We start from the raw sequence: 26536 nt of genomic DNA, 5'->3' as shown, positions 1-26536 counted from the left end.
TATTCATCAGGCAGTCTCTCGCTCATGCATGGCGTAAGTGGTACCGGCAGGGCTGCCGTCGGACAGGGCGCGCCCCGGTTCCGCGTCGTCGTTCTGGCGGCCCGGTTGACGCTGGCCGCGCGCATCGCCTTCGGCAAACGCCTGGGCGGCGGGGCTGCGCGGGGTGGCGCTGATATTCACGGCCACCTCGGTGTACTGGCGCTGCGCCAGGTCGCTGCGCATGTTTTCGCCGATACCTTGCAACTGGCGCAACACTTCCGAGTTCGACGCCGTGACGTTCACCTGCAGCGCGCCAGCCGTGTGGCGGATGGAAATTTCAATGCGTCCCAGCATGGGCGGGTCGAGGCGGATCGTCGCGTGTTCGCTGTTGCGGCCGATCTGCGTCTGCAGGCGTTCGCCCAGCGCTTCGCGCAGCGGTTCCTGCCATTGCTGGGCAGGGCCGTTGAGCTTGATGGTGTCGCCGGACGGGGCCGCCGTGGCCGTATTGCCGACCGCGCCCGTCAAGCCCAGGTTGGGCGTGGCGGGAGCCGGCGTCGCGGCGCCGCGTTCGCCTTCGCGGGCGGCAGGGGCGGCGGCGGCCGTCACGGGAGCGCCCTGTTGCAGCAGCGCTTCGAACGGCTGTGCCGGCGCGCTGCCCTTGGCGGCGGTCGCCGGGTTGGCGGCGGCCAGCGGTTCGCGCGTGTCGCGCCCTGGCGCTGGCGCCATTGCCTGCGCGGTGAGGGTGACGGCCGCGGGATGCAGGCTGATGTTGAGTGCAGGGTTGGCTTGCGCCGCATTCGCCTGCACCGGTGTCTGTGTTTGTGTCTGGGCTGCGGCGCGCGCCTCGGCTGCGGCCGCGTCCGTTGGCGGCAGCATCGTCACCGGCAAGCCGATGACGGGGGCGGCCATGGCCGGCAGGCTGCTGTCGGCCTGGGTGTCGCTATCGCCGTCCTTGGCGGGTGCAGGCGCGGGCGTGCCGGCATCGGCCGTTTCCACGGCGGTCACATCGAGCACCTGCGCAAACAGGGGCAGGGCGGAGGGCGCCGTCCCGCTGCTGCCATAGCCCGGCGTGCCGGGCAAGGCAGCGGCCTGTGCCGGCGCTGGCGCCGGTGCGGATGCAGCGGAGGCTGCCGGTGCCGGAGCGGCCGGCGCCGTGTTGAAGTTCATGATCATGCTTGATTCCCGTCCGAGTCGTATTCGCCGAGCGCGGCGTAGGCGACCCAACCTTCCTTATTTGCCTGTAATGCACCCAGGTGTAATCCCAGGCGTTCTTTTTCCTCAGAGCAAATTTTAACCGCTTGCGCGTGAATTTTGCGCAATTGCAACAATTCTGTTTGTTCCAGCGCATTCCATGCGCCCCGTTCAGCCAGCAGCGGGATGTTTTTCGCCAGGCTGGCCGAGAGTTTTGCCATCGCCTCCCAGTCCGGCTGCGCGATGGCCGCGCTCAATTGCCGGCTCAGCTGCTGCAGCGCGGCGCGCCTAGGCATTGTTGGCCTGGACGCCCACCCAGCCGCGCTTGATGGTGGTCATCAAGGTCGTCACTTCGTCGATCAGGGTCGGGTCGAGCTTGATGCCGGCCGTGTACAGGCGCGCCACGCAATAGTCGTACAGGCGCGCCAGGTTGACGACCACTTCGCCGCCATTGTCGAAATCGAGCGAGCTCGACAGACCGTTGATGATCTGCGTGCATTTATCCAGGCTGATGGCCTTTTGTTCGTAGCGCTTGCCCACGATATGCCCGCGCGCGCGCGCCAGTTCTTCCAGCAGGCCGTCCGTCAGCACCAGTACCAGCTCGACCGGTGTGGCGCGGGCGGTCTGGGCATCCAGGTTGACGGCGTGGTAGTTGCCGTAAGCTTCATTGTTTAACATGATTGTATTCTCGCTATGTTAACTGTGGCGGCGCGGCAGGCGCATCCGCCTTAGGATTTATTGTTGCTAAACATGGCATCGAACATATCGGACGTCTTGCTCATTTGCTCCTGCATTACTTGCAGGCGTGAAAATTGATCGAGGAAGCGTTTGTATGCCGTGTCATATTGGGCCGTGAGGCGCTCGCCGCTCTTGACCAGGCTTTTCTGCAGCTTGTCCGTGGCGGCCTGGCGCTGGGTGATCTGGCCCTTGGTGACATTGCTCCACTGGCCCAGTACCTTGTCCAGGCTGCCGAGCACGCCGGCCGGGGCGGACAGGCTGTTGTTGCCAAAAAGCTTGTCCAGGCCCGTCGGGTTGTCTGCCAGCTTGGCCGTCAGCTTGGCGGCGTTGAGGCTGATGGTGCCGTCGCGCTGGGCCGTAATGCCGTAGGACACGAGCGAGACGCCATTGACGTTCAGGCGCAGAGCATTGCCCATGCTGCTGCGCAGGGCATTCAGGCCGGAATCATGGGCGAAGATGCCCGCGGCGATGTTCTTTTCCGGATTGCCGGGGCTGGCCAGGCCATCCATCAGGGTTTTCAGCTTGTTGTAGGCATCGACGAACGCCTGCACGTTGGCGGCGGTGCCGGAGTTGTCCGTGGCGACGGTCAGCGTGACGGGCGCTTCGGCGGCAGTCATGGCGCGCGTGAACGTGATTTTCACATCCTGCACGTTGGTGAATGTATTCGATGCCTGCGTGATGGCCGTGCCGCCAGGTTTGCCGCCCAGCCAGACGGTGGCGTCGTCAGCCTTGACGACTTCCTTGATGTTGGCCGGAGCGATCAGCGCGCCTTTCAGCGCGATATTGTCGACAGCGCTGGCGTCGAGCGTGGCGGCGTTGGCAATGCCCGTCGCATTCGACGTCAGTACCAGTTGCGCCTGGTTATTGATGGTTACGATGGAAGCGGTGACGCGCGAATTGTTCTTGCTGTTGCCGTTGATGGCGGCAGCGATTTCCTGCGGTGTCAGTGTGCCGTTGCCATCCTTGTCGGCGGCGGCCAGGTCGATGTCGAGCGTGTTGTCGCCCACGCCATCGCCGATTTTCACTTTCAGCGTACCCGTGCCATCGGCGGTATTGACGCTGCTCAAGCCGCCGTACGACATCTGGCTGGCCGTGGCCAGTTTTTCAACAAAAAAGGAATAGGTGCCCGGCGTCGCATTGATGCCGGCCGTGGCCGTGCCGTAACCGGCGGCCGGAAAGGTGGCGGACTGGCTCAGCACCGATTTGCTGCTGGTCATGGACGACATGGCGCTCTGGAAGGCCGAGATGGCCGACTTCAGGTTGCCCAGCGCCGTGCTGGTATTGCTGGCCAGCGTGTTCTGCGCCTGCAGGGCGGCCTTTTGCGCGGCGACAGCCTTGGTAGCCAGTTTTTCGGCCGTTGGGATCGGATCGTATTGCGGTGCAGTAATTACGCTTGCCATGCCAGACTCCTGAATAAAGGGATATACCGGTACAAGGCGACCCCCATTCCCGTTTTGTGAAGTTTTCCTGAAAGAAACTTACACAAACCTCATTTTACCTGCCCGCGGAACCAGAATTGCGTCGCCAGCTCGTCTTGCCGCTTGGCATCGACACGTTGTTGCTCATTTGCAACATACTTTTGTTTCTGCGTGAGGACCTGGTCCAGCACTTCGCGCTTGGCCCAGGCCGTATTGAGCGCGCGTTGCGAAACGGCCATGTTGGCTTCGTGCAAATGCAGGTCGGTACGGTGCTGGTCGGCCATCTGCATGACGGCTTGCTTGAAGTTGCCGCAGTTGACGGACAGGGCCAGGGGCAGGGCGCCGCTGGGGCCGCTATCCGTGTACAGGCCCGTCAAGCGTTCCAGGTTTTTCTGGTAGCGCTCGCGCACGGCCGTCTGCGCCGCCATTTCGCCTTGCAGGCGTTCCACTTCGGTGCTGCGCAGGCCGACCAGGGTGGTCAGGTTGCGGATGGTATGCGCGTCGCTCACGTATGCTCCTAGGCCATGATCTGTTCAAGTTGTTCGATGCACGGCCCCATCGGCGCCTCTTCCTTGGTGCCCTGGCACAGGAAGGCTTCGATGGGCGCGTGCAGCTGGACGGCGCGGTCGGTGATCGGGTCGGCGCCGGGCACGTAGGCGCCCAGCGGGATCAGGTCGCGCACGCGCGCATGGCGCGCCATCGACGCTTTCAGCGCACGCGCCGCCTGCATGTGGGTGGGCGTGATCACCTGCGCCATGCAGCGGCTGATCGAGGCGGCGATGTCGATGGCGGGGTAGTGGCCCCGCTCGGCCAGTTCGCGCGTGAGCACGATGTGGCCGTCGAGAATCGCGCGCGCCGTGTCGACCACGGGGTCCTGCTGGTCGTCGCCTTCGGCCAGCACCGTGTAGATGGCGCTCATGCTGCCGTCCGGGTGGGCGCCATTGCCGGCGCTTTCCACCAGTTGCGGCAAGTTCGAAAACACGGACGGCGGGTAGCCGCGCGTGGCCGGCGGCTCGCCCAGGGCCAGCGCCACTTCGCGCAAGGCCATCGCATAGCGCGTCAGCGAGTCGACCAGCAGCAGCACGTGCTTGCCCTGGTCGCGGTAATGGGCGGCGATCGAATGGCACAGTTCGGTGGCCATGATGCGCATCAACGGCGATTCATCGGCCGGGGCGATCACCAGCACGGCTTTTTTCAAGCCTTCGGCGCCGAGCGACTTTTCGACGAATTCGCGCACTTCGCGGCCCCGTTCGCCGATCAGGCCGACGACGACGACATCGGCCACCGTCTGGCGCGTGATCAGGCCCAGCAGCACGCTCTTACCCACGCCGGAACCGGCCATCAGGCCCACGCGCTGGCCCTTGCCCAGGGTTAGCATGCTGTTGATGGCCCGCACGCCCACGTCCAGCGGTTCGACCACCGGTTGTTTCTTCAGGGGATTGATCTTTGGCGGCGTGACTTCCAGGATGTGTTCGCCACCGAGGCGGCCCAGGTCGTCGATCGGCTCGCCCAGGCCATTGACCATGCGGCCCAGCCATGACGGGCCGATCTGCAGGCTGGCCTTGTCGGGCAAGGGCAGAACCCTGGCGCCGGTGGTCAGGCCCGTGGCCTTCTTGAACGGCATCAGGTAGGACAGTTTTTCGCGAAAACCGACGACTTGCGCATCGAGCCACTCGCCGCTTACAGTTTCAATTTGACAACGCTGGCCCGTGTGCAGGCGGCAGCCGGCGCTTTCCAGCAGCAGGCCGGAAGCGCCGACCAGGCGGCCGGTGGGTGTCGCGACCGGGATATCGCCGATCTCGAAACTGCGCAGCGTGTCGGCGATCATGCAGGCGCGCCCTGGTCTGCGTGTTCGGCGGCCAGCGCCAGGTGGCTGCTGACTTGTTCCATGCAGGCCGACAGGCGCTGATGGCAGCCCGCGTCGACTTCATTGTCGCCCGCCTTGATGCGGCATTCGCCCGCGTCGAGGCGCGCGTCGGCGATCAGGTTCCAGCGCTTGGCGCGCTTCGGATCGAGTTCGCTGATGCGTTTGAGTTCTTCCGGATTGAGGAAGACGTCGATTTCCTCGCGCGTGGGCGGCATCGAGGCCAGGGTCTCGTCGACCAGGGCCAGCAATTGCACCGGCTGCAGCGCCAGTTCCGCGCGGATCACCTGGCGCGCCACCTTGGCCACCAGGTCGACCACTTCCTTGCGCTGCGCTTCGCGGTAATCGGCGCGCACTTTTTTCAGGTCGCGCAGGATGGCGTCGACGGGGCGCGCCAGGCGGTCCAGCGCCACCAGGGTTTCATTGCGGCCTTCTTCTCGGCCCTGCGCCATGCCGTCGTTGCGTCCGGTGTCGTAGCCGTCCTGCTGGCCTTGCACCAGGCCCACTTCGTAGCCGTCGCGCTGGCCCTGCTCGAAGCCTTCCGAGACGGACGCCTGCCACTGGCCGTCCGTGTCCTCGTTGGAGGCACGCTGGCCGGCGGCGATGAATTGCGACAGGGGCGGGAAACGATACGAGCGGAAGTGTTTCATTCGATCACCGCTTCGGCAAACAGTTGCACTTCGATCTCGCCCGCATCGGCGAGGCCCTTGACGGTGGCCATGATTTCCTGGCGCGTTTGTTCGATACGGCTCAAAGGCACGGGGCCGGAACGGCGCATCATGTCTTCGAAGCTCTGTGCCTGGCGGCGCGGCATGGTTTTCAGCACGGCGTCGCGGATCGACGGTTCCGCACCCTTGAGGGCGATGGCCCACTGTTCCATCGGCACGTCTTCCAGGATGCGCGTGAGCGTGACATCGCTCTGCGTGGCCAGGATCAGGAAGTCGTACATGCTCAGTTCGATTTCCGACACGACTTCCGGGTCGTGCGCGCGCAGCAGTTCGACCAGTGCGGCGCGGTTGCCCGGCATGCGGTTGAGAATCTCGGCCGCCTGGCGGATGCCTTCCACGCTGGTGCTTTGCGTGTCGAGCGTGCCCAGGCAGCGGCCCACCAGTTCGTCGAGCTCGACCAGCAGGTCGCGGTCGATCTCGTCCAGGCGCGCCAGGTTCAGCAAGACCAGGTCGCGGCCTTCGACGGGCAGGGCGTCGAGGATCTGGCCGGCCAGCGCGGGCGGCAAAAAGGCCAGGAACACGGCTTGCATCTGCACGTGTTCATTGACGATGTATTCGGCCAGCCATTTTGGCGAAGCCCACTGCAGGCGCGCCATCTTGGGGCGGATCGCATCGCCGTAGATGTTGTTCAGCACGCTATTTGCGATATCGCTGCCCAGCGCCATGTCCAGCGAACGCTTCAGGTAGCTGCGCGAGGCGCCGTGCACGCCGCTTTGCTGGCGGTAGTCGTCGAAGAAGGTCTGCATCGCCGTTTTCACGGACTCGACCTTGATGCCGCTCATGCGCGACATCACTTGCGTGACTTCCAGCAATTCTTCGCGCGACAGGCAGCGCAGCACGTTGGCCGCCTGCTCTTCGCCGATGCTCAGCAGCACGATGGCCGCCTGTTCCACGGGGTTCAGGCTGGCGCTTTCGTATTCGGCGCCGTCGGAGGGATTATTGTTGTTGAGTTCGGCCATTTTTCTGCATCCATTGTTTGACGACTTCGGCGACACGCTCGGGTTCTTTTTCAGCCAGCACTTTCAGGTGGTCGACCATCACGTCGACCGCCGAGCCAGGTGGCGGCAAGTCATAGTTTTCCAGCAGCGGCACGACCGGCATGCTGCCGCCGGCGGCTTCGCCTTCGAGCGCCAGCGGTGTGCCATTCACGCCCAGGGCTGGCGCGCCGGCAACGGCCGCGCCGTTGGCGCCGGCGGCGGCGCTGCCGCCCAGCGCCAGGGCAGGGTCGAGCTGTTTCAGTGCCGGCGGCGCCAGGCGCGTGGTCAGCAGGCGCAGCAGCGGACGCAGGATCAGGAAGTAGCCGAGGATGGCGCCCAGGGCGTACAGCAGCCAGCTGCTGAAATCGACGACGGTGTCGCGCTCTTCCCACCACTGCGCCACGGGCGGCTTGGCGGGGAAGGCCAGCGCCGTCAGGCTCAGGCTGTCGCCGCGCTGGGCGTTGATGCCCAGGCCGCTGTTGAGCATTTTTTCAATATTGCCCAGTTCGGCAGGAGTCCAGCCCGTTTTCGGGTTCGGTGCGGCGGCGCTGTTGAGGACCACGGCGACGCTGAGTTTTTCCAGGCGGCCACGGCTGCGCTTGATCTGCGTGATGCTGCGGTCGTAGGCGTACTGGCGCGTGGTGGCGTTCTTGCGGGCCGTGCCGTCGTCGGACGGTTTCGGTGCGCCGTCGGCGGGGGCGGCGCCTGCTGCGTCGGCCGGTGCCGGCACGGCGGCCGCTGGCGGACGGTTCGACAGGCTGCCGGGAATGCCGGCCACGGTGCGGTTGCGTTCCTGCTCTTCGCGCATCGCTTCGCTCGTCACTTTCGGGGCTTCGCCGTATTTTTCCAGCGTTTCGTCCACGCGGTCGTTGTTCACGGCGGCCGTCACGCTGAGCTTGAAGTTGTCTTCGCCGATGACTGGGCCGAGCAAGCCCGTGACGTTGCGGCGGATTTCATCCTGGAAACGTTTCGCGCCTTCATTGCCGGCGGCCGAGGCATCGAAGCCGTCCGTCAGGTCGACGTGCGCGGACAGCAGGTTGCCGCCCTGGTCGACCAGGCTCACGCGCGTGGGCGCCAGGCTGGCGACGCTGCCGGCCACCATGTTGATGACGGCGGCGATCTGTTCCGGCGCCAGGGTGCGGCCCGGCTTCAGCGCCACGACGATCGAGGCGGACGATTTGTCGCCGTCGCTGGCGACGAACGATGTCGATTTCGCAATCGACAGATGGACGCGCGCCGAAGCGATCGCGTCCATCGTCATGATGCTTTGCGCCAGTTCGCCTTCCAGGCCGCGGCGGAAGCGCACGTCCTGCACGAATTGCGATACGCCCAGCGGGTCATTCTTGTCCATCAGTTCCAGGCCGGCCGGCAGTTGCGCCGTCACGCCTTTCGATGCGAGCAGCATGCGCACCTTGCCCAGCATGGCGTCGGGCACCAGCACCTGACCGCTGTCCGGATGCAGGCGGTAGGGGATGTGTTCGGCGTCCAGCGTGGCCATCATGTCCGTCACGGCCACTTTTTCGCGCGCGCCAAACACCGGCTTGTAGTTGGCCTGGTCGCGCCAGGCATACATGGTCACCATGGCGGTGATGCCGATGGCCAGCACGACGATGGGAACCAGGTTTTTCAGCAGGGCGGGCGGGATGGCGGGCTGGGCACCAAGGCGCCAGCGCGCAAATGCGGACTTCATGGGGGTAATCACTTGGGGTAACTTTCGCTGGGAGGCTGGGCGTGGATCAGGACGTGAAGATTACAGAGGCAGTTTGATGAGTTCGTCGACGGCGCCCATGACCTTGTTGCGCACTTGCATCAACATGGAGAAGGACAGGCTCGCTTCCTGGCTGGCCAGCATGGCGCCGACCATGTCGTCGCTCTTGCCGCTGTCGACGTCGCTCATTTTCTGCGCCGCCATGCGGTCATCGCCGTTGACCTTGCCGATGGCGTCTTTCATGCTTTGCGCAAAGGAGAAGCCGGATTGTTCCGGCGCGCCGAACTGGGCGGCGGGAGCGATGCTGGCGCCCAGGGCGCGCGCGTCATTGCTCAGTGCTGCCAGATCGGCCTTGATCAGACCTGCGAGTTCGTTGCTCATCGTGCCCTCTACTTTCAATATGCGGTGACGTATCAATCAGAAATTACTGGTGTTGCCATTCCGGCAGGCATGACATCCCGCGCCATCTTGCCCGGCCCGCTTACAGGGCCCATCAGTTTTATCAGTTGCCACACCATCCGCTCAAGCAGATTCAAACAAACCCGGCAGACCTGCGCCGACGTGATTCACATGGCCATGACAACTAATAATTATCTGATAAAAGTTTCTTCTGGTGGCAATAAGCGGGACTGGAAACTGCCATAAAAACCGGAATCAGGTAAGCGGAATGGCGCACTGCAAATCTATATTTTGTCGCTATAAGCTTACCTCGCGGCAACTATAAAGTAAAGAGAGGATTGCCTCAAGGAATATTGATACATGGCAATATTTAGCTTTTTCATGTATTGTTCAGCACCGTAGTCATCCAGCATGCGATACGATGCGCAATCGTTTGCTTGCAGACCGGTACGCCAGGTCAAGATGATGCTGTATTTAATTTCGGGCGATCCGTATAATTTGTTCTGCCACCGCAATACCGACATGACCACTACATGACAATCCTTACCAAGACAGATCAAACTGTGCGCCATCAAGTCCTCGATTCCTGTCTGCTTGGACGTCCTGTCCATTTGCTGCATGTATTCGGCGCCCAGCTGCGCGACGACCTGGCCGTGGCCCTGCGCCAGCCGATGAGTCGCCGCTACTGGGGGAATTTCCAGATCGATGCCGTGACCTTGTCGCGCGTGGAAAACGAGGACAGCGTGAACCGCTGGCTGAGTTTCTCCACGCCGGCCAGCCAGACGGGCTTTGCCCTCGAACGGCAGATACTCTTGAGCGTGCTGAACTATCGCTATGGTAGTGCCGGCGCCAAGGGCGCGCTGCCCGATCCGGCGCAGGTGCGCGTGACGGCCACGGAAGAGCGCCTCGCTGTGGTGCTTGGACAACAGTTGGTGAACAGTTTGTTCTCCCGCGTCCACAAGAACCTGCAAACCCTGGGCAAAAGCAGCGACATCGACACCAGTGCCGAGGTCGCCGCGCAGTCGGGTGTGCATCCGGCACGTGGCAGCTGGATCGTCACGGTGGCGCTCAGCGACGTCGAGGCGGGGCAGAGCGGCCAGTTCTGGTTCTCGCTGGACAAGCGCCTGATGGCCGACGTGCTGCGCGGCTTGCTGCCAGAGCGCGCGCAGGCGAAGAAAGCCTTGCGCGGCAGCGTGCGTCCGCTCGCGTCGCGCCTGCAAGTGACCCTGGAAGGCCGGCTCGTCAGCAAACAGGTGCAGCTGGGCGCCTTGTTCGACTTGCGCGTGGGCGACGTGATTCCCGTTAGCCTCAGCCGCACCGACGTCATGCTCGACGACTCCCGTCTCTTTACAGCTGCTGTTTCCGAACACAAGGGCAAGCTCTGTTTAACCTCCTTTGAAGATGTCGAATAATATGAATATGACCGATACCAACCAGAGCGAAACCCTGCTGGAAGACCTGGGCGATGACATGATCATCGACCAGGGCGACGTGTCCGACGTGGCCAGCGGCCGCGCGCGGCGCGACATTCCGCAGATGATGCGCAAGATTCCCGTCACCCTGACCCTGGAAGTGGGTTCGGCCCGCATTTCGCTGGAAGAATTGATGGCCATCGGCCCGGAAAGCGTGATCGAACTCGACATGCTGGCCGGCGAACCGCTGGTGATCAAGGTCAACGGCACGCCGATCGGCCGTGCCGAAGTGGTGGTGGCCGGCGAGAACTATGGCCTGAAAGTCATCGACCTCGACGGCCTCAATCTCGACCTGATGACAGCATGAAGCTGGCGGTACCCGGCTTGAGCCGGCGCCGCGGCGCGCTGGCTGCCGCGCTGGCTGTTCCCGTTCTGATGCTGTGCTGCAATGCCGCTGGCGCGCAGGACCTGCTGTCCGGCGTGGTGCCGGGCGCGAAGACCGACCTGTCGGTGAAGATGCAGATCCTCGTCGTCATGACCCTGCTCGGGCTGCTGCCCGTGATGGTCATGATGATGACCAGCTTTACCCGCTTCGTCATCGTGCTGTCCCTGCTGCGCCAGGCCCTGGGCCTGCAGCAGGGCTTGCCCAACCGCATCGTCACGGGCATCGCCCTGATCCTCACCCTGCTGGTCATGCGCCCCATCGGCGACCAGGTGTGGAAGGAAGCGTTCGTGCCTTACGACCGCGACCAGATCGGCATGCAGGAAGCGCTGAAGATCGCCGAAGTGCCGATTTCGCGCTTCATGCTGGCGCAGACGAGCAAGGCCGCGCTGGCGCAGATCGCGCACCTGGCCGGCGAACCGTCGACCATGCGCCCGCAAGACCACAGTTTCACGGTCAAGCTGGCCGCGTTTGTGTTGTCCGAACTCAAGACGGCGTTCCAGATCGGGTGCATGCTGTTCATACCGTTCCTCATCATCGATCTGGTGGTGGCGTCCGTGCTGATGGCCATGGGCATGATGATGCTCTCGCCGCTGGTGATTTCGCTGCCGTTCAAGCTGCTGCTGTTCGTGCTCGTCGACGGCTGGACCCTGACCGTCAACACGCTTGTTACCAGCATACAGGGCTATTGATCCATGTTTACCCCTGAAGTCGCCGTCGACCTGATCATCGAAGCGCTGCACGTCGTGATGCTGCTGGTGGTGATCCTGGTCGTGCCCGGTTTGCTCATGGGCTTGCTGGTCGCGCTGGTGCAGGCGGCCACCTCGATCAATGAACAGACCATGAGTTTCCTGCCGCGCCTGCTGGTCACCCTGCTGGCCCTGATCCTGGCCGGCCGCTGGATGGCCGGTTACCTGATGGATTATTGCGTGTCCATTTTTCAGCGCGCCGCCACCCTGGTCGGATAGCGCCGCGCGCCATGGATCAGATTTTCAATCAGGTGCTGCCGTTTCTGCTGGCCGTGTGGTGGCCGTTCTGCCGCATCCTGGCCATGCTCAGCGCCTCGCCCGTGATCGGCGACGCGATGGTGCCCGTCCCCGTGCGGGTGCTGCTGTCGCTGGTGCTGGCGATCCTGATGCTGCCCGTGATGCAGGCGTCGGGCATCTCGCAGGACTTGCTGAAGATCGATCCGTTTTCCCTGCACGCCGCCGTCGCCACCCTGGAGCAGGCCATCATCGGCTTCGTCCTCGGCCTGGCCTTCCACTTCGCCATGTCCGTCATGTCGGTGCTCGGTTACCTGGTGTCGAGCCAGGTGGGCTTTTCCATGGCCGTGATGAACGACCCGCTCAATGGCACCTCGTCGGACGTGATCACGGGGATGCTCACCATCATGTGCATGATCGTGTTTTTCGCCATCGACGGTCACCTCGTGCTGACGGGCGTGATCGGCGCCAGTTTCACGGCCTGGCCCGTGGGGCAGGGCTACGGACCGCTGCTGCTGCAGACGGTGGCGTATAACGTGGCATGGATTTTCGCCGCCGCCATGCTGCTGGCCTTGCCCATCGTCTTTTCCACCATGGTGGTGCAGCTGGGCTTTGGCTTCCTGAACCGGGTTGCGCCGTCGCTGAACCTGTTTTCGCTGGGTTTTTCCATGATCACCGTGTTCGGCCTGCTGATGCTGGGGCAGATCGTGCGCTTTATCCCCGAGCACTACATCGCCATGACGAATCGCGTGCTGGAAATGATCGCCGAACAGATGCGGGTGGCCCATGGATAGCGCACGTGCCAACAAGCTACTGCGCAGTCCACTTCCGGGCATCCGTTGCTCGCTGTACCTCCGTACAGCTGCGCTACTCAAACCGGCATTGAACTTGCTCGCTACGCTTGCAGGGCACGTGCGGAAAGGTGTGGCGCATGGCGGATAGCAGCACGGGCGACAAGACAGAAAAGGCGTCACAGCAAAAGCTGAAGAAATCGCGCCAGGAAGGGCAGGTGGTGCGTTCGCGCGACCTGTCGACGGCGCTGGGCATCCTGATCAGCATGAAGGTCTTCATTTACCTGCTGCCAAGCTATCTGCTGAGCTTTCGCGAGCTGTTCGCCATGGCTTTCATGCCGCTCGACAGCAAGGGCGCGCTGGAAAATGCTATGTCGATGGCGTTTACGACGTCGGTGGGCTTGCTGATCAAGATGATCGTGCCGCTGTTTTGCGTGCCCCTGTTCGTTGTGCTCGGCTCCTTGATCCCTGGCGGCTGGGTCATCAGCACGAAGAACTGGATGCCGAAGATGGAGCGTCTGAGCCCGGCCAAGAACCTGGGCCGTCTGTTTGCGCCCAAGCATGCTTTTGAATTCGGCCTGTCCATCGCCAAGGCCGCCGTGCTGGGCATGGTGCTCGTGCATGTGAGCCGCTCCAGCCTGACGCAGTACGTGGATTTGCAACACAGGCCCCTGCAGCAGGCCATGCTCGACGGCTCGGCGCTGATGCTCGACGGCTTGATGGCGCTCATTTCCGTCTTTGTCCTGTTTGCCATCATCGACGTGCCGGCGCAGGCGTTCTTCTTTGCCCGCAACCAGCGCATGAGCAAGCAGGATGTCAAGGAAGAACATAAAAGCAGCGAAGGGCGTCCCGAAGTGCGCCAGCGCATCCGCCAGCTGCAGCAGCAGATCGGCCGGCGCAGCGTGCGCAAGACCGTGCCCGACGCCGACGTGGTGATCGTCAATCCCGAGCATTACGCCGTCGCATTGAAGTATGACCAGGACCGCGCCGAGGCGCCGTTTGTCGTTGCCAAGGGCGTCGACGAGATGGCGCTGTATATCCGGCAAGTGGCGAAGGAACACGATATTGAAACGCTGGAGTTGCCGCCGCTGGCGCGCGCCATCTACAACACCAGCCAGGTGCAGCAGCAGATTCCCGTGCAGCTGTACCAGGCCGTGTCGCAGGTGCTCAACTACATCCTGCAGCTGAAAGCATTCCGTTCTGGGCAGCGCGCTGCCCAGCCCCCATTTCCCACCGAGGTGGTCGTGCCATCTCATTTGAGCGAGGTAGTACCTTCATGAATTTCCTGAACCGGTTGGTTGCCGAAATGCGCCGCCACAAGTTCGCCACGCCGCTGTTCCTGCTGGTGATCCTGGCAATGATCATCCTGCCGCTGCCGCCGGTGCTGCTCGATATCTTGTTCACTTTCAATATCGTGCTGGCACTGATCGTCATCCTCGTCAGCGTGTCGGCCAAGCGGCCGCTCGATTTCTCCGTCTTCCCGACGGTGATCCTGGCCACCACCATGCTCAGGCTGACCCTGAACGTGGCGTCCACGCGCGTGGTGCTGCTGCACGGCCACACGGGCGCGGATGCGGCCGGTAAGGTGATCGAGGCGTTTGGTAACGTCGTGATCGGCGGCAACTTCGTCGTCGGTATCGTGGTCTTCGTGATCTTGATGATTATCAACTTCGCCGTCGTCACCAAGGGCGCCGAGCGCATCTCGGAAGTATCCGCGCGCTTTACCCTCGATGCCTTGCCGGGCAAGCAGATGGCCATCGATGCCGACCTGAACGCCGGCCTGATCAACCAGGAAAAAGCCCAGATCCGCCGCAAGGACGTGGCCGCCGAAGCGGATTTCTACGGCGCCATGGACGGCGCGTCGAAGTTCGTGCGCGGCGATGCCGTCGCCAGTATCCTGATTTTGATCATCAACATGGTGGGCGGCGTGGCCATCGGCTCGCTGATGCACGACCTGTCGTTCGGCGACGCTTTCCGCCAGTACGCACTGCTGACCATCGGCGATGGCCTGGTGGCGCAGATTCCGGCGCTGCTGCTGTCGGCCGCGGCCGCCATCCTGGTGACCCGCATCAGCGATTCGGGCGACTTCGAACAGCAAGTGGCGGGACAGGTGCTGACGTCGCCGACGGTGATCTTCAGCGCGGCCGGCATGATGGTGGCGCTGGCCCTGATTCCGGGCATGCCGTGGTTCATGTTCATGACGTTTGCGGCCGTGCTGGCTTTCGTGGCCTGGCGTTTGACCAAGCGCGTGAAGGGACCGGACGCGGCCGGCATGGCGGCCATCGAGGCAGCCTTGCGCGAGGAGCGCCCGGCCGAGCTGGAGTGGCAGCAATTGCCTGCCGTGCAGCCCCTGATGGTGATGCTAGGCTATAAACTGGTCGGCATGGTTGATAAAACGCAAGGCGAACCGTTGAACAAGCGCGTCAAGGGCGTGCGCCAGAGTCTGTCTGAAGCGATGGGCTTGCTGCTGCCGAATATCGGCGTGCGCGACGACCTGGCCCTGAAGCCGTCGCAATACGCGATCGTGCTGTCGGGCACCGTGGTGGCGCAGGCGGAAGTGCAGGCCGACCGCCTGATGGCGATCCCGTCGCCGAACGTGTATGGCCAGCTGGACGGCATTCCCGGCATCGAGCCGGCCTACGGCATGCCCGTCACGTGGATCGAGCCCAGCGAGAAGGCGCATGCGCTGGGTCTCGGCTACCAGGTCATCGAGGCGCCCAGCGTGATCGCCACGCACTTGTCGAAAATGGTGCGCGAATACTTGCCGGAACTGTTCCGCCACGAAGACGTCTCGAACATGATGGAACGCCTGACGGCCCTGTCGCCCAAGCTCGCCGGCGCGCTGGACAAGGCGCTCACGCACACGCAGCTGTTGCGCGTGTTCCGCGTCTTGCTGGCGGAAAATGTGTCACTGAAGGATATCGTGCCCATCGCCACCACCTTGCTCGACAGTTCGGAAACGACCAAGGACCCGATTTTGCTGGCGGCCGAGGTGCGTTGCGCGCTGCGGCGCCAGATCGTCAGCGGCCTGTTCGGCCAGAAGATGGAAATGCAGGCGTTTAACCTGGGCGGCGAACTGGAAAACATGTTGCTCGGTTCGCTGAACCAGGCGCGCCAGGCGGGCAAGGTGACTTTGGATAATTATCCGATCGATCCGCACCTGCTGTCGCAGCTGCAAGTGAACATGCCGGTGGCGCGCGAGCAGATGAAGCAGCAGGCCACGCCGCCGCTGTTGCTGGTGCTGCCGCAGATCCGTCCGCTGCTGGCCCGCTATGCGCGCCTGTTCGCGCCGGGCCTGCATGTGCTGTCGTATAATGAAATCCCGGAAAACCGCGAAGTGAGCATCATCGGCACGGTGGGATAAAACGCTGGCATGAAAAGAAAAACGGCGCTGCGGGCGCCGTTTTTTTATGCTGTATCAATTCTGTTGCGTCAATCCTGCTCGTCGATGGGCGGCAGCAGGTCGTGCTCCTGGCCGTCGGCCAGCAGCAGCACGGTGCGGCCTTGCGCCGTTTCTTCTTCGTCGCCATAGTCGTAACCGAGCGGCGCCGCCACTTCCTTCGAAACGATGATGGTTTCCTCTTCGGCCGCGTCCGCGGGGGCCGCGCGCGCATCGGGATCGGCCGCCGCTTCCGCTTCCGGCTGCGTCAGCAGCAGCGCCACTTCGGCCATGGCGCGGAACAGGGCCAGCGACAGCGAGGCGGCGCCCGCCTGCATCGAGTAATTGCCGTGCACGCGCTGCGCGTGCAGCTGGCGGTTCAGGCGGCAGCGCACCACGCGCAGGCCGGCGCGCCGCACGGCGTCGGCGATCTCGGGCAAGGCCAGGCGCACATGGCGCAATGCGGCTTCCTCGTCGGCGGCCAGCTCCAGCAGCACGCCGTCGCCGGACGGTTCCATCTGGATCACGACCCGGCCGATGCCGATGATGATCAGTTCCACGCGCAGCGCCACCTTGCCGCGCCGCTTGGGCGTTGCATCGTCTTCCTCGTCGCTGGCCAGCACGCGCAGCAGCAGGCGCTGGCCGCCCCAGCCATACACGGCGAAGCGCCACGCTTCGCTGTCGACCGTCAACGGTGGGCGGGCGCCTTCGCGCAGCAGGGCCGGTTGCTGCTCGGCCATGAACAGGTTGCCCGGCACGTGCTGGCCGCGCGCCTGTTCCTGCAAGGCCGCGTATTGCTCGCCATACGTCTTGACCATCACGCGCCATGAGGCGGCCAGCTGCGCCGCGTCGGGCGGCTGCCAGACCAGCTGGCGCGTGAAGAACAGTTGATTGACTTGCATGGCGCTGCTGTCGCGCGGCATAGCGCCGCCCGTCCCGTCGGCATTCGGCTTGATGAGGGACGCCAGGCTGTCCTGTCCCTGCTGTTGCAGCTGGGCGGGCAGGGTGCCGGCGTCGGGCGCGGGCGCCATGTAGGGGCCGATGGGCACCAGCGGCTGAACCACGCCCGGCACCATCGGCGTTGCGGGGCTGACGTCGAAGCGCTGGGTAATCAGGGGAACCGGGTTGCCCGATGAAATGCGGTCTATCGCCATGCCACTGTGTCCAGATGAAAGTCTATAAGAGCCGGTGAATCAGGCGGTATCAGCCATCATGGCTGCAACAGGGACAGTATCATTTTCTGCATGCTCTGGCTTTGCTTGAGCATCGCCGTGCTCGCCTGCAGCAACATTTGTGCCGACACCATGTTGGCGCTTTCCGCCGCGTAATCGACATCCATGATGCGGCCGATGGCGGCCTTGGTATTGGTGACCATGTTGGCCAGGTTGTTGTGCACGTGGTCGAGGCGGTTGGCCGCCGCGCCCAGGGCCGAGCGCACGCCGCCGACCTGGTCGAGCGCCGCCGCCAGCTGGTCGATCATGTTGTTGGCGCTGCCATTCGTGCCGATTTCGCTGCCGGCCGTGCCGCTGGCGGCAAAGTTGGCCGAAATGGCTTTCAGCAAGGTGTCCAGGCCGCCCATCTTGCCTGACACGTCGAACTGCATGGTTTCGCTGCTGCTGGCGCCGATCTGGAAGGTCATCGCCTCCGACAGGGTGCCCTTGCCGGCACTGCCGTTGCCCAGCAGCAAGCCGCCGCCGTAGGAAGTGTTGGTCATGACGTTGTACAGCTCGAGCCCCAGCGCATCGTATTCGGACTGCATGGCGTCGCGGTCGGTCTGGTTGGACGAAGCGTCGGCCGCCTGCGTGGCCAGGTCTTTCATGCGCACCAGCATGTCGGTGACTTCGCCAAACGCGCCTTCGGCCGTCTGCAGCATCGAGGTGCTGTTCTGCGTGTTGCGCATGGCCACCGTCATGCCGCTGACCTGGGCGCTGAGGCGCGTGGCGATCTGCAAGCCGGCGGCGTCGTCCATGGCCGAGTTGATGCGAAAGCCGGTGGACAGGCGCTGCATCGATGTCGCCAGCCGGCTTTGCGCACTGGCGGCGGCGCTTTGGGCGTACATTGCGGCGATATTGGTGTGAATGCTCAGCACAAGGCGGCTCCGGTGGGCGGTGAGGGTGAATCGGGTCTACCTTGTATAGGCGACTGCGCCGCCCGCATTGTTAAATCGAAAGGCAATATAGTCAAATAAATACGTTTCGCGCATAAAAAAAGCCAGACCGCAGTCTGGCTTGGCGTTGCTGGCCGCAAGCGGCCCGGCAAAGATTATTGCAGCAAGGACATGACCATCGAGGACATGCTGTTGCTTTGTTTCAGCATCGCGGTGCCGGCTTGCAGCAGCATTTGCGACGACGTCATGTTCGAGCTTTCGGTGGCGAAGTCAACGTCCATGATACGGCCGGTAGCGGCCTTGGTGTTGGTGGCGATGTTCGACAGGTTGCTGTTGACGTGGTCGAGGCGGTTGGCGGCGGCGCCCAGGGAGGAGCGGATCGTGCCGACATTGTCGATGGCATTTTTCAGCAGGTCGATCGTGGCGTTTGCCGTGCCGGTCAGTTCCGTGCCGACGCCGGCGCTGGCTGCCTTGAAGTTGTTGGCGGACAGGCCTTTCAGCGCGCCGTCCAGCGTGACCATGCCTGCTTGCACGGTGAAGTCCATGGTTTCCGACTTGGCGGCGCCGATCTGGAAGGTCATCTTGGCTTCCGACAGGGTGCCCGTGCCGGTCGTGCCGGCGCCCAGCAGATTCTGGCCGCCGAACGTGGTATTGGTCATCACGTTGTACAGTTCCAGGCCCAGTGCGTCGTATTCGGCTTGCATGGCGGTCTTGTCGGCCGTGTTCGACGAAGCATCGGCAGCTTGCGTGGCCAGATCTTTCATGCGCACCAGCATGTTGGTGACTTCACCGAACGCGCCTTCAGCCGTTTGCAGCATCGAGGTGCTGTTTTGCGTGTTGCTCATGGCGACCGTCATGCCGCTGGTCTGTGCTTTCAGGCGGGTAGCGATCTGCAGGCCGGCAGCGTCGTCCATTGCCGAGTTGATGCGGTAGCCGGTCGACAGGCGGGTCATCGAGGTCGACAGTTGCGATTGGGTCTTGGCGATCGAGTTCTGTGCGGACAGCGATGCGTTGTTGGTGTGAAGGCTCAGCATTGTATTGCTCCTGGTAAGTGAATTCGTCGAGCGGCAGGTAATTTCTTGCCCTCACCCCTACAAGGCGACAGGGGAGCGTCTTTCATTAAATTCCACATGGAAATTTTTTATCTGGCGCGCCACCATGAAAAAAAGCCCCGGCAATCGCTTGCCGGGGCTTTCATGTGGCGCGAGGCGCCGGTGATTATTGCAGCAAGGACATGACCATCGAGGACATGCTGTTGCTTTGTTTCAGCATCGCGGTGCCGGCTTGCAGCAGCATTTGCGACGAGGTCATGTTCGAGCTTTCGGTGGCGAAATCGACGTCCATGATGCGGCCGGTAGCGGCCTTGGTGTTGGTCGAGATGTTCGACAGGTTGCTGTTGACGTGGTCGAGGCGGTTGGCGGCGGCGCCCAGTGCCGAACGTACCACGCCGATGCTGTCGATGGCCGAAACCAGGCTGCCGATGGCGGCGTTGGCGCTGGCGGTCAGTTCGGTGCCCAGGCCGGCGGCGCCGAAGTTGGCGCTGGCCGAACCCAGCGCGGCGGTGACGCTGCCCATCGAGGTGGACAGATTGATGCTCATCGTTTCCGACTTCGCGGCGCCGATCTGGAACGTCATTGCGCTGGCGATGGTGCCGCCGGTCAGCAGGGCTTGGCCACCGAACGTGGTGTTTTTCATCACGTTGGACAATTCCAGGCCCAGTGCGTCGTATTCGGCTTGCATGGCGTCCTTGTCGGACGTGTTCGACGAAGCATCGGCAGCTTGCGTGGCCAGGTCTTTCATGCGCACCAGCATGTTGGTGACTTCACCGAACGCGCCTTCAGCCGTTTGCAGCATCGAGGTGCTGTTTTGCGTGTTGCTCATGGCGACCGTCATGCCGCTGGTCTGTGCTTTCAGGCGGGTAGCGATCTGCAGGCCGGCAGCGTCGTCCATTGCCGAGTTGATGCGGTAGCCGGTCGACAGGCGGGTCATCGAGGTCGACAGTTGCGATTGCGTTTTGGCGATCGAGTTCTGTGCGGACAGCGATGCGTTGTTGGTGTGAAGGCTCAGCATTGTATTGCTCCTGGTAAGTGAATTCGTCGAGCGGCAGGTAATTTCTTGCCCTCACCCCTACAAGGCGACAGGAGAGCGCCTTTCATTAAATTCCACATGGAAATTTTTTATCTGGCGCGCGGCCATGAAAAAAAGCCCCGGCAATCGCTTGCCGGGGCTTTCATGTGGCGCGAGGCGCCGGTGATTATTGCAGCAAGGACATGACCATCGAGGACATGCTGTTGCTTTGTTTCAGCATCGCGGTGCCGGCTTGCAGCAGCATCTGCGACGACGTCATGTTCGAGCTTTCGGTGGCGAAGTCAACGTCCATGATGCGGCCGGTAGCGGCCTTGGTGTTGGTCGAGATGTTCGACAGGTTGCTGTTGACGTGGTCGAGGCGGTTGGCGGCGGCGCCCAGTGCCGAACGTACCACGCCGATGCTGTCGATGGCCGAAACCAGGCTGCCGATGGCCGTGTTGGCCAGGGTTTTCAGTTCGGTGCCGCCGGCGGTGCCGGTGAAGTTGGCGGTGGCCGAACCCAGTGCGGTGGCGACGCTGCCCATCGAGGTGGACAGGTTGATGGTCATCGTTTCCGACTTCGCGGCGCCGATCTGGAACGTCATGGCGCTGGCGATGGTGCCGCCGGTCAGCAGAGCTTGGCCGCCGAACGTGGTGTTGTTCATCACGTTGGACAATTCCAGGCCCAGTGCGTCGTACTCGGCTTGCATGGCGTCCTTGTCGGCCGTGTTCGACGAAGCATCGGCAGCTTGCGTGGCCAGATCTTTCATGCGCACCAGCATGTTGGTGACTTCACCGAACGCGCCTTCAGCCGTTTGCAGCATCGAGGTGCTGTTTTGCGTGTTGCTCATGGCGACCGTCATGCCGCTGGTCTGTGCTTTCAGGCGGGTGGCGATCTGCAGGCCGGCAGCGTCGTCCATTGCCGAGTTGATGCGGTAGCCGGTCGACAGGCGGGTCATCGAGGTCGACAGTTGCGATTGGGTCTTGGCGATCGAGTTTTGTGCGGACAGCGATGCGTTATTGGTGTGAAGGCTCAGCATTGTATTGCTCCTGTAGGATATATTCAGCGAGACGCGCTATTTTTCTGCTCTCACAAGCACAAGGCGGCTATTTCTGCTTATGTATTAAATGCTACATGGAAATATTTTTTAGCTGGCCGCTGGCCTGCGGTGATTTTTTATTGCCATGGAAATTATGATTAAAAATGCACCTTTAACTATTTATCACGGCATCCCGCGCGCGCAATTGCTCTTCCGCAATTAACAGCCCCTGGTCGCGGCTGTTGATACGCTTCGCCGGTGTGCCCGCATAGATTCCCCACGCCGGCAGGGACCTGGTGACCAGGCTGAGCGCGCCCACGGCGACGCCTTCGCCAAGCTGCGCGCCGGGCAGCACCACGCTGCCCGAGCCGATGATGACGTGCCTGCCCAGGTGGACGGCGCCGCTTTTGCAGTTTGTAAATTCCGCCGGCACGGTGGGGTTGGTCATGCTCGCTCCGCTGTAGTCATCGGTCTTGCTGTACAGGCGCACGCCTTGCGACAAGCCGGCGTAGTCTTCCAGTGTGATGCCGGCGCCACCGGAGAGAAAGCAGCCGCCGCCAATGTGAACGTAGCTGCCGATGCGGATATGGCCACCTGCCGCCACCAGCGTGCTGTAGCCATCGATGCGCACGTTGTTGCCGATGGCGATATTGTCGATGCCGATGATGACGCAGTTCCTGGCGATGCGCACGTTGTGGCCGAGGCTGCGAAACCCCGCGCCGTGCAAGTCTTCTTCGGTGTAATAGCCGGGATTGAAAAGTTCAGACATGGTCATCCTTGTGCGGGTGTGCGGCGCCGGCTTCCAGGTGGCGGCGCTTGCTTTCTGCCAGTTCGGCTATGACGCGCAGCGCCTCGCCGTCGTCGGCCGTCATGTTTTGCAGGAAATGCGCATTATTCTCGCGTATCCAGCTCAGCGGCAGTTCCCACCAGGCCAGCGCCAGCAGGGCTGCGCGCACTTCCTCGCTGAAGCGGAAGCGCAGCAGCCGCGCCGGCGTCCCTGCGTAAATGCCGTAGGGTTCGCTGCGGAAATTGGGCGGCACCAGCGTGCGCGCACCGATGACGCAGCCATTCTCGATGACCGCGCCGCCCAATATCATCGCCTCGTCGCCGATCCACACATCGTTCTTGATGACCGTATCGGCATATTGGGGAATCGGGCTGTTTTCCAGGCCCATGCCGCCCAATGCCAGAAGATACGTGGAAATGGTGCGCATGTCGTGCTGGCCGTTGAGGATGAAGCGCAGATTCGCGCCGCCGGAAACGTAGCGCCCGATTTGCAGGTGCTGCGCGGTCGAATCGTATTTGGCTTGCGAACCGATGCCGATGCCGGAACAGCGGCCGATGGTAAATTGCCCGAAGTCCGGCTCATTGCCCAGCCAGTTACGGAAAAAGCCATGCGGTATCAGGGTCTGGCCGCCGTCCTTGTAGGACAGCACGGTAAATTGTGCCGCCCAGCGATGGTCGTCGATGGTGCCGAAAAAGTCGGTGTCTGTGGAAATATTCATGGAGTCAGGTCGGCCTGTGCGTGACGCTCGACGATGGCGCAGATGGCATCGACCTGATCGAGACCCAGGCCGGGATAGATGGGCAGGCAGATGATTTGCCGCGATGCCTGCAGCGCGTTCGGCAGATTGCTGTGGGCGGCGGTCGGCATGCTGCGGTACATGGGGAAGTCGCTGATGAGCGGATAGAAATAGCGGCGCGCATAGATATTCTCGTCCCGCAGCAGCTGGAACAGTGCGTCGCGGCTGATGCCGTAGGCTTCCTTGACGAGTATGGGAAAGTAGGAATGGTTGGCCGATTCTTCCTCTCCCGCCGGCAGGCAGTCGATGCCGGCGATGGCCGCCAGCCGTTCCCGGTAGCGGCCATCGATGGCGCGGCGCTGCAGGCGAGCCGCGTCGATGCCCTTCAATTGCAGGAGGCCGAATGCGGCGTTGATCTCGCTCATCTTGCCGTTGATGCCGGGTGCCACCACCGTCACTTCGTCGACGAAGCCGAAATTTTTCAGATGGTCGATGCGTTGCTTGGTCTTGGCGTCGGGGCAGACGATCGCGCCCCCTTCAAAGGTATTGAAAATCTTGGTGGCGTGAAAACTCAGCACGGACAGGTCGCCGCAATTGAGCACGCTGCTGCCCTTGTGCCGCACGCCGAACGCATGCGCCGCGTCGTAGATGACTTTCAAGCCATAGTTGTCGGCGATCTTTTCGATGCGTTCCACGTCGCAGGGACGGCCATAGCAGTGCACCGGCATGATGGCGGTGGTGTGGGGCGTGATGGCTGCCTCGATCCTGGCGGGATCCATATTCAGGCTCAGCGGGTCGATATCGACAAAAATGGGCTTGATGCCATTCCACAGCAGCGAATGGGCGGTGGCGACGAAGGAATAGGGCGTGGTGATCACTTCGCCGGTGATGCGCAGCGCCTGCAGGGCCGTGATCAGCGCCAGCGTGCCATTGGTAAACAGGCAGATGTGCTTGACGCCCAGATAGTCGCACAGCGCCTGTTCCAGTTGCTGGTGGAACGGGCCGCCGTTGGTGAGGATCTTGTTTTCCCAGATCTCCTCCAGATACGGCAGGAAATCTTGCAAATCCGGCATGAGCGGCTGCGTGACGTAAATGGGCTTCTTGTCGCTCATGACTGCACCGCCTGCTTGCTGGCGTCGTCGGGCGCAATGGCGAACGATGCGGGCGGCAAGCCGCCGCACCAGCGCTGCCACATGGTGCGGAAAGCCTGTTCCATATTGTGGGCAATCGCCCGGGAGTCGGCTAGTGCCGACACTTGCATGCGGTTGCGCAAGTCTGCGCGCAGGACGGCCAGTTGCATGATGTTGCTAGACAAGAATATTCCTTTCCGGACGAAATCGTCGTCGTCGGTCGCGATGAAGGCGTCGAGACCCACATGCTGCAAGATGCAGGCGCCGGCATGGCTCGGTACGCTTGTACCCTTGAGCGTCAGCGTGGGCACGCCCATCCACAGCGCGTGCAGCGTGGTGGTGCCGCCCGTGTACGGGAAGGTGTCGAGGCACAGGTCGATTTGCTGGTGCAGGGCCAGATAGCCGCCCAGGTGGGTGCGGCCGTGGAAAGTCAGACGGTCGGCGGCGATGCCTTCCTGCGCGAACCAGGCTTGCAAGGTGGCGATGTCGCTGTCCTTTTGCATGGCAGCCAGATGCATTTTCGCTTCTGGCAGGGCCCGCAGCAGCTTTGCCCAGCGGGCGATGACGCCTGGATTGAGCTTGCTGAGCCGATTGAAGCTGCCGAAGGTCAGGTAGCCGTTGCCCAGCGCGGGCGCGCGGACCAGTTCCGGGGAGTCCGACGATGGCAGGAAGGGCACGCTGGCGGGCAGCAGCACGACTTTTTCCGTGAAGTACTTTTCATCGACGTCGAATTGCGGGTCCGTCAGGTAGTAATCCATGGTTTTCAGGCCCGTTGTGCCGGGATAGGCGATCCAGCTGACCTGAATCGGCGCCAGTTTGCGGCCAAAGGCCGTCAGGCGGTTGAAGGCCGTATGGCTGGACAGGTCGACCAGGATGTCGATGCCGTCTTCGCGGATCTTTTCCTGCAAGTTGCTGTCGCTCACCTCGATGATATTTTGCCAATGCGGGAAATAGCCGCGCAGGCGCTGCGTGACGGCGTCTTCCAGCGTATTGTTGTAATAGGCATACAGGCTCAGGCCGGGGCTGGCGCTCAGGTGCGCGATCACGGGCACGACGAAATTGGACACCACGTGCGAATTGAAGTCGCCCGAGACAAAGCCGACCCTGATGCGCCGCGCGGGATCGTTGTCGTTGTGAAAACCTTGGCCTTCCGCCGTCCCGGCCGTGGATGGGTGGTCGAAGGCGTCGCCGAAGCGGCAATGTTCCTCAAACAGGCGTTGGGCGTCGATATCGATGCTATGGCTGAGGCAAAACAGCAGACCGCTGTGGCTTTCCGGAATATGCGGCGCCACCGTCCGCGCGCGATAGCCGCTGGCGATGGCTTCTTCCAGGTGGCCTTCGGCATGGAGTAGCGAGCACAGGTTGATTTCCGCCGCTGCGTAGTCGGGCTTGATTTCCAGGGCGCGCTGGAACGCGGCCAGCGCCTCCTTGCTTTTGCCCATGGTGCGCATGACATTACCTAAATGAAAGTGCAATTCTTCATCATCTGGTTCGGATTCCATGGCCGTATTGAGGCACGTCAATACATCCTGATACTGTTTCAGCGCCAGGTAGGCGGCGACCAGATTGTTCCGTGCCGCCCGGTAATCGGGTTTGATCTGCAGCGCGCGCTGGAAGCTGCGCACGGCGTCCTGCACATTTTTGTTTTCGTGCAGCGCCTGGCCGAGCCGGTTGTGCGCTTCGGCGTCGTCGGGCAATGCAAGGGTGGCGGCGCGGAAGCTGTCGGCAGCGGCGCCAAACTGTTTCTGGCGCAGCAGCGCATTGCCCAGGTTAAATGCCGCCAGCGCGTAGTCCGGCTTCAAGGCAAGGGCGCGGCGATAGCTCGCCACGGCCTCGTCCAGCCGGTTTTCCGCCTGGAGCAGGTTGCCCAGGTTGCAGTGCGCCTCGGCGAACGCCGGCTCGATTTCCAGCGCCCGCAGGTAGCAGTCGCGGGCTGCATCGAGTTTGCCGGCCGTTTGCCAGGCATTGCCCAGGTGGCCATGCGCCTGCGCATCGTGCGGCGTCAGTTCCACCGTCCGCTGCAGCGTGGCGAGGGCATCCTTGCCTTGCAGTTGCAGGGCCGTGCCCAGCACGCTCCAGCCGAATGGCGAGTCGGGATAGCTTGCCAGCAATTGCCGGCAGGCCGCTTCCATCTGCGTATGCTGGCCTGCCTGGTACAGCTGTACGATGTGGTCCATTTCCGGCTGCGACGGCGACAGGGCCGCCAGCGCGACGGCTTCCTGCGCCTGCCGGCGCAGCGCTTGCGAAGCATCGTTGTCCAGTCCGCGGCCGATGGCGGTGTCGACGATGTCGAGCGCTTCGTCGGGCTGTCCCGCCTGCAGCAATCCCTGCGCATAGGACAGCCAGAACTGGCCTTCGTCCGGGGCGACGGACAGCGCCTTGCGCAAATACGGCAGGCCGGCCACGTGCTGGCCTACTTGTCCGGCCAGCAAGCCCAGGTTGTGGTTGGCGATGGCATGGTAGGGATGGGCCTGCAGGATCGACAGGTAAATCTCTTCCGCCTCGGCAAAACGCCCTGCCTGGTGTTCAGCGATGGCTTGCTGTAATTCGGTGTCGGGGGAGACTGCGGGAGGGAGGGTCGGGTGCATGGGCTGAGGCTGGCAGAAATGTTTAGCAACGGGAATTGTAACTGGTGACAGTGCCCGTGAGAAACTTTCCGAG

Annotated in this window: 26 protein-coding genes; 7 read left to right on the top strand and 19 right to left on the bottom strand. The window is 62.7% G+C overall.

All coding sequences use genetic code 11. The features are described 5' to 3' along the window. Nucleotides 1-6 precede the first annotated feature (6 nt). The 10 genes from O0879_RS07040 to O0879_RS06995 form a co-directional block, all read right to left on the bottom strand. Entirely contained in the window at nucleotides 7-1152 is a 1146-nt protein-coding gene (locus tag O0879_RS07040) for a flagellar hook-length control protein FliK (RefSeq protein WP_289915607.1), read from the bottom strand. Beyond that, the gene (locus tag O0879_RS07035) at nucleotides 1149-1427 is read right to left on the bottom strand and encodes a hypothetical protein (protein ID WP_289915605.1); all 279 of its coding nucleotides are present in this window, start codon (nucleotides 1425-1427) and stop codon (nucleotides 1149-1151) included. Before O0879_RS07035 ends, O0879_RS07040 begins: the two co-directional genes overlap by 4 nt. 31 nt (nucleotides 1428-1458) lie before the next feature. Further along, nucleotides 1459-1848, bottom strand: coding sequence for a flagellar export chaperone FliS (fliS, locus tag O0879_RS07030; RefSeq protein ID WP_070219791.1), 390 nt, complete (start codon nucleotides 1846-1848; stop codon nucleotides 1459-1461). Between the two features lie 50 nt (nucleotides 1849-1898). Next, nucleotides 1899-3308, bottom strand: a complete 1410-nt coding sequence (gene fliD, locus O0879_RS07025) for a flagellar filament capping protein FliD (protein ID WP_289915603.1) — start codon at nucleotides 3306-3308, stop codon at nucleotides 1899-1901. 89 nt (nucleotides 3309-3397) lie between these two features. Further along, nucleotides 3398-3835 (bottom strand): flagellar export protein FliJ, encoded by a 438-nt coding sequence (locus O0879_RS07020; protein ID WP_077403163.1) that lies wholly within the window; start codon nucleotides 3833-3835, stop codon nucleotides 3398-3400. Between the two features lie 8 nt (nucleotides 3836-3843). Continuing rightward, nucleotides 3844-5154, bottom strand: coding sequence for a flagellar protein export ATPase FliI (gene fliI / locus O0879_RS07015; RefSeq protein WP_289898369.1), 1311 nt, complete (start codon nucleotides 5152-5154; stop codon nucleotides 3844-3846). Continuing rightward, complete coding sequence (gene fliH, locus O0879_RS07010; protein WP_034787861.1) at nucleotides 5151-5840, bottom strand: flagellar assembly protein FliH; 690 nt, start codon at nucleotides 5838-5840, stop codon at nucleotides 5151-5153. The genes fliI and fliH overlap by 4 nt, the downstream gene beginning before the upstream one ends. Next, nucleotides 5837-6877, bottom strand: coding sequence for a flagellar motor switch protein FliG (locus O0879_RS07005; RefSeq protein WP_077403172.1), 1041 nt, complete (start codon nucleotides 6875-6877; stop codon nucleotides 5837-5839). The genes fliH and O0879_RS07005 overlap by 4 nt, the downstream gene beginning before the upstream one ends. After that, nucleotides 6855-8585 carry a flagellar basal-body MS-ring/collar protein FliF gene (fliF, locus tag O0879_RS07000; protein ID WP_077403175.1) on the bottom strand — a complete coding sequence of 577 codons (1731 nt, stop codon included), beginning with the start codon at nucleotides 8583-8585 and terminating at the stop codon, nucleotides 6855-6857. The genes O0879_RS07005 and fliF overlap by 23 nt, the downstream gene beginning before the upstream one ends. Nucleotides 8586-8645: 60 nt before the next feature. After that, nucleotides 8646-8984 (bottom strand): flagellar hook-basal body complex protein FliE, encoded by a 339-nt coding sequence (locus tag O0879_RS06995; protein WP_034787870.1) that lies wholly within the window; start codon nucleotides 8982-8984, stop codon nucleotides 8646-8648. A 551-nt stretch (nucleotides 8985-9535) separates the two neighbouring features. Between O0879_RS06995 and O0879_RS06990 the strand changes: the two genes are divergently transcribed. The 7 genes from O0879_RS06990 (at nucleotide 9536) to O0879_RS06960 (ending at nucleotide 15994) form a co-directional block, all read left to right on the top strand. Beyond that, nucleotides 9536-10414, top strand: a complete 879-nt coding sequence (locus O0879_RS06990; RefSeq protein WP_257218649.1) for a FliM/FliN family flagellar motor switch protein — start codon at nucleotides 9536-9538, stop codon at nucleotides 10412-10414. A 1-nt stretch (nucleotide 10415) separates the two neighbouring features. After that, a complete protein-coding gene (locus tag O0879_RS06985) occupies nucleotides 10416-10781 on the top strand; it encodes a FliM/FliN family flagellar motor switch protein (RefSeq protein ID WP_077403184.1) in 366 nt (121 codons plus the stop codon). Then, a complete protein-coding gene (gene fliP, locus O0879_RS06980) occupies nucleotides 10778-11548 on the top strand; it encodes a flagellar type III secretion system pore protein FliP (protein WP_251349167.1) in 771 nt (256 codons plus the stop codon). The genes O0879_RS06985 and fliP overlap by 4 nt, the downstream gene beginning before the upstream one ends. A gap of 3 nt (nucleotides 11549-11551) precedes the next feature. Then, nucleotides 11552-11824: a flagellar biosynthetic protein FliQ gene (locus O0879_RS06975; RefSeq protein ID WP_034757874.1), complete on the top strand. Its 273-nt coding sequence runs from the start codon at nucleotides 11552-11554 to the stop codon at nucleotides 11822-11824. An 11-nt stretch (nucleotides 11825-11835) separates the two neighbouring features. Beyond that, on the top strand, nucleotides 11836-12633 hold the full coding sequence (locus O0879_RS06970; RefSeq protein WP_077403190.1) for a flagellar biosynthetic protein FliR: 798 nt from the start codon (nucleotides 11836-11838) through the stop codon (nucleotides 12631-12633). 137 nt (nucleotides 12634-12770) lie between these two features. Further along, nucleotides 12771-13910, top strand: a complete 1140-nt coding sequence (locus O0879_RS06965; protein WP_077403194.1) for a flagellar type III secretion system protein FlhB — start codon at nucleotides 12771-12773, stop codon at nucleotides 13908-13910. Further along, nucleotides 13907-15994: a flagellar biosynthesis protein FlhA gene (locus O0879_RS06960; RefSeq protein ID WP_099664380.1), complete on the top strand. Its 2088-nt coding sequence runs from the start codon at nucleotides 13907-13909 to the stop codon at nucleotides 15992-15994. Before O0879_RS06965 ends, O0879_RS06960 begins: the two co-directional genes overlap by 4 nt. Before the next feature lie 68 nt (nucleotides 15995-16062). Here O0879_RS06960 and O0879_RS06955 read toward each other — a convergent pair whose 3' ends face one another. From O0879_RS06955 to O0879_RS06915, 9 genes are all read right to left on the bottom strand, one after another. Continuing rightward, on the bottom strand, nucleotides 16063-17163 hold the full coding sequence (locus O0879_RS06955) for a hypothetical protein (RefSeq protein ID WP_289915602.1): 1101 nt from the start codon (nucleotides 17161-17163) through the stop codon (nucleotides 16063-16065). A gap of 56 nt (nucleotides 17164-17219) precedes the next feature. Beyond that, the gene (locus O0879_RS06950; protein WP_099664379.1) at nucleotides 17220-18098 is read right to left on the bottom strand and encodes a flagellin; all 879 of its coding nucleotides are present in this window, start codon (nucleotides 18096-18098) and stop codon (nucleotides 17220-17222) included. 173 nt (nucleotides 18099-18271) lie between these two features. Then, nucleotides 18272-19150 carry a flagellin gene (locus tag O0879_RS06945; protein WP_289915600.1) on the bottom strand — a complete coding sequence of 293 codons (879 nt, stop codon included), beginning with the start codon at nucleotides 19148-19150 and terminating at the stop codon, nucleotides 18272-18274. A 184-nt stretch (nucleotides 19151-19334) separates the two neighbouring features. After that, nucleotides 19335-20186: a flagellin gene (locus O0879_RS06940; protein WP_099664378.1), complete on the bottom strand. Its 852-nt coding sequence runs from the start codon at nucleotides 20184-20186 to the stop codon at nucleotides 19335-19337. 184 nt (nucleotides 20187-20370) lie between these two features. Further along, on the bottom strand, nucleotides 20371-21222 hold the full coding sequence (locus O0879_RS06935) for a flagellin (RefSeq protein WP_099664377.1): 852 nt from the start codon (nucleotides 21220-21222) through the stop codon (nucleotides 20371-20373). A 172-nt stretch (nucleotides 21223-21394) separates the two neighbouring features. Then, nucleotides 21395-21991 (bottom strand): acyltransferase, encoded by a 597-nt coding sequence (locus O0879_RS06930; RefSeq protein WP_289915598.1) that lies wholly within the window; start codon nucleotides 21989-21991, stop codon nucleotides 21395-21397. After that, a complete protein-coding gene (locus O0879_RS06925; protein ID WP_289915597.1) occupies nucleotides 21984-22727 on the bottom strand; it encodes a CatB-related O-acetyltransferase in 744 nt (247 codons plus the stop codon). The genes O0879_RS06930 and O0879_RS06925 overlap by 8 nt, the downstream gene beginning before the upstream one ends. Then, complete coding sequence (locus O0879_RS06920; protein WP_289915595.1) at nucleotides 22724-23857, bottom strand: DegT/DnrJ/EryC1/StrS family aminotransferase; 1134 nt, start codon at nucleotides 23855-23857, stop codon at nucleotides 22724-22726. Before O0879_RS06920 ends, O0879_RS06925 begins: the two co-directional genes overlap by 4 nt. Beyond that, on the bottom strand, nucleotides 23854-26463 hold the full coding sequence (locus tag O0879_RS06915) for a tetratricopeptide repeat protein (RefSeq protein ID WP_289915593.1): 2610 nt from the start codon (nucleotides 26461-26463) through the stop codon (nucleotides 23854-23856). The genes O0879_RS06920 and O0879_RS06915 overlap by 4 nt, the downstream gene beginning before the upstream one ends. Nucleotides 26464-26536 lie beyond the last annotated feature (73 nt).

The organism is Janthinobacterium sp. SUN120, from assembly GCF_030397735.1.
GTDB classification, from domain to species: domain Bacteria; phylum Pseudomonadota; class Gammaproteobacteria; order Burkholderiales; family Burkholderiaceae_D; genus Janthinobacterium; species Janthinobacterium kumbetense.
This window is presented reverse-complemented; position numbering and strand designations above follow the sequence as displayed.

Bases quoted from the DNA above. Each gene is read 5' to 3' on its own strand.
- O0879_RS07040 (WP_289915607.1), bottom strand. From the start codon at position 1,152: ATGATCATGAACTTCAACACGGCGCCGGCCGCTCCGGCACCGGCAGCC.
- fliS (WP_070219791.1), bottom strand. From the start codon at position 1,848: ATGTTAAACAATGAAGCTTACGGCAACTACCACGCCGTCAACCTGGAT.
- fliD (WP_289915603.1), bottom strand. From the start codon at position 3,308: ATGGCAAGCGTAATTACTGCACCGCAATACGATCCGATCCCAACGGCC.
- fliI (WP_289898369.1), bottom strand. From the start codon at position 5,154: ATGATCGCCGACACGCTGCGCAGTTTCGAGATCGGCGATATCCCGGTC.
- fliH (WP_034787861.1), bottom strand. From the start codon at position 5,840: ATGAAACACTTCCGCTCGTATCGTTTCCCGCCCCTGTCGCAATTCATC.
- O0879_RS07005 (WP_077403172.1), bottom strand. From the start codon at position 6,877: ATGGCCGAACTCAACAACAATAATCCCTCCGACGGCGCCGAATACGAA.
- fliF (WP_077403175.1), bottom strand. From the start codon at position 8,585: ATGAAGTCCGCATTTGCGCGCTGGCGCCTTGGTGCCCAGCCCGCCATC.
- O0879_RS06995 (WP_034787870.1), bottom strand. From the start codon at position 8,984: ATGAGCAACGAACTCGCAGGTCTGATCAAGGCCGATCTGGCAGCACTG.
- O0879_RS06990 (WP_257218649.1), top strand. From the start codon at position 9,536: ATGACAATCCTTACCAAGACAGATCAAACTGTGCGCCATCAAGTCCTC.
- O0879_RS06985 (WP_077403184.1), top strand. From the start codon at position 10,416: ATGAATATGACCGATACCAACCAGAGCGAAACCCTGCTGGAAGACCTG.
- fliP (WP_251349167.1), top strand. From the start codon at position 10,778: ATGAAGCTGGCGGTACCCGGCTTGAGCCGGCGCCGCGGCGCGCTGGCT.
- O0879_RS06975 (WP_034757874.1), top strand. From the start codon at position 11,552: ATGTTTACCCCTGAAGTCGCCGTCGACCTGATCATCGAAGCGCTGCAC.
- O0879_RS06970 (WP_077403190.1), top strand. From the start codon at position 11,836: ATGGATCAGATTTTCAATCAGGTGCTGCCGTTTCTGCTGGCCGTGTGG.
- O0879_RS06965 (WP_077403194.1), top strand. From the start codon at position 12,771: ATGGCGGATAGCAGCACGGGCGACAAGACAGAAAAGGCGTCACAGCAA.
- O0879_RS06960 (WP_099664380.1), top strand. From the start codon at position 13,907: ATGAATTTCCTGAACCGGTTGGTTGCCGAAATGCGCCGCCACAAGTTC.
- O0879_RS06955 (WP_289915602.1), bottom strand. From the start codon at position 17,163: ATGGCGATAGACCGCATTTCATCGGGCAACCCGGTTCCCCTGATTACC.
- O0879_RS06945 (WP_289915600.1), bottom strand. From the start codon at position 19,150: ATGCTGAGCCTTCACACCAACAACGCATCGCTGTCCGCACAGAACTCG.
- O0879_RS06940 (WP_099664378.1), bottom strand. From the start codon at position 20,186: ATGCTGAGCCTTCACACCAACAACGCATCGCTGTCCGCACAGAACTCG.
- O0879_RS06935 (WP_099664377.1), bottom strand. From the start codon at position 21,222: ATGCTGAGCCTTCACACCAATAACGCATCGCTGTCCGCACAAAACTCG.
- O0879_RS06930 (WP_289915598.1), bottom strand. From the start codon at position 21,991: ATGTCTGAACTTTTCAATCCCGGCTATTACACCGAAGAAGACTTGCAC.
- O0879_RS06925 (WP_289915597.1), bottom strand. From the start codon at position 22,727: ATGAATATTTCCACAGACACCGACTTTTTCGGCACCATCGACGACCAT.
- O0879_RS06920 (WP_289915595.1), bottom strand. From the start codon at position 23,857: ATGAGCGACAAGAAGCCCATTTACGTCACGCAGCCGCTCATGCCGGAT.
- O0879_RS06915 (WP_289915593.1), bottom strand. From the start codon at position 26,463: ATGCACCCGACCCTCCCTCCCGCAGTCTCCCCCGACACCGAATTACAG.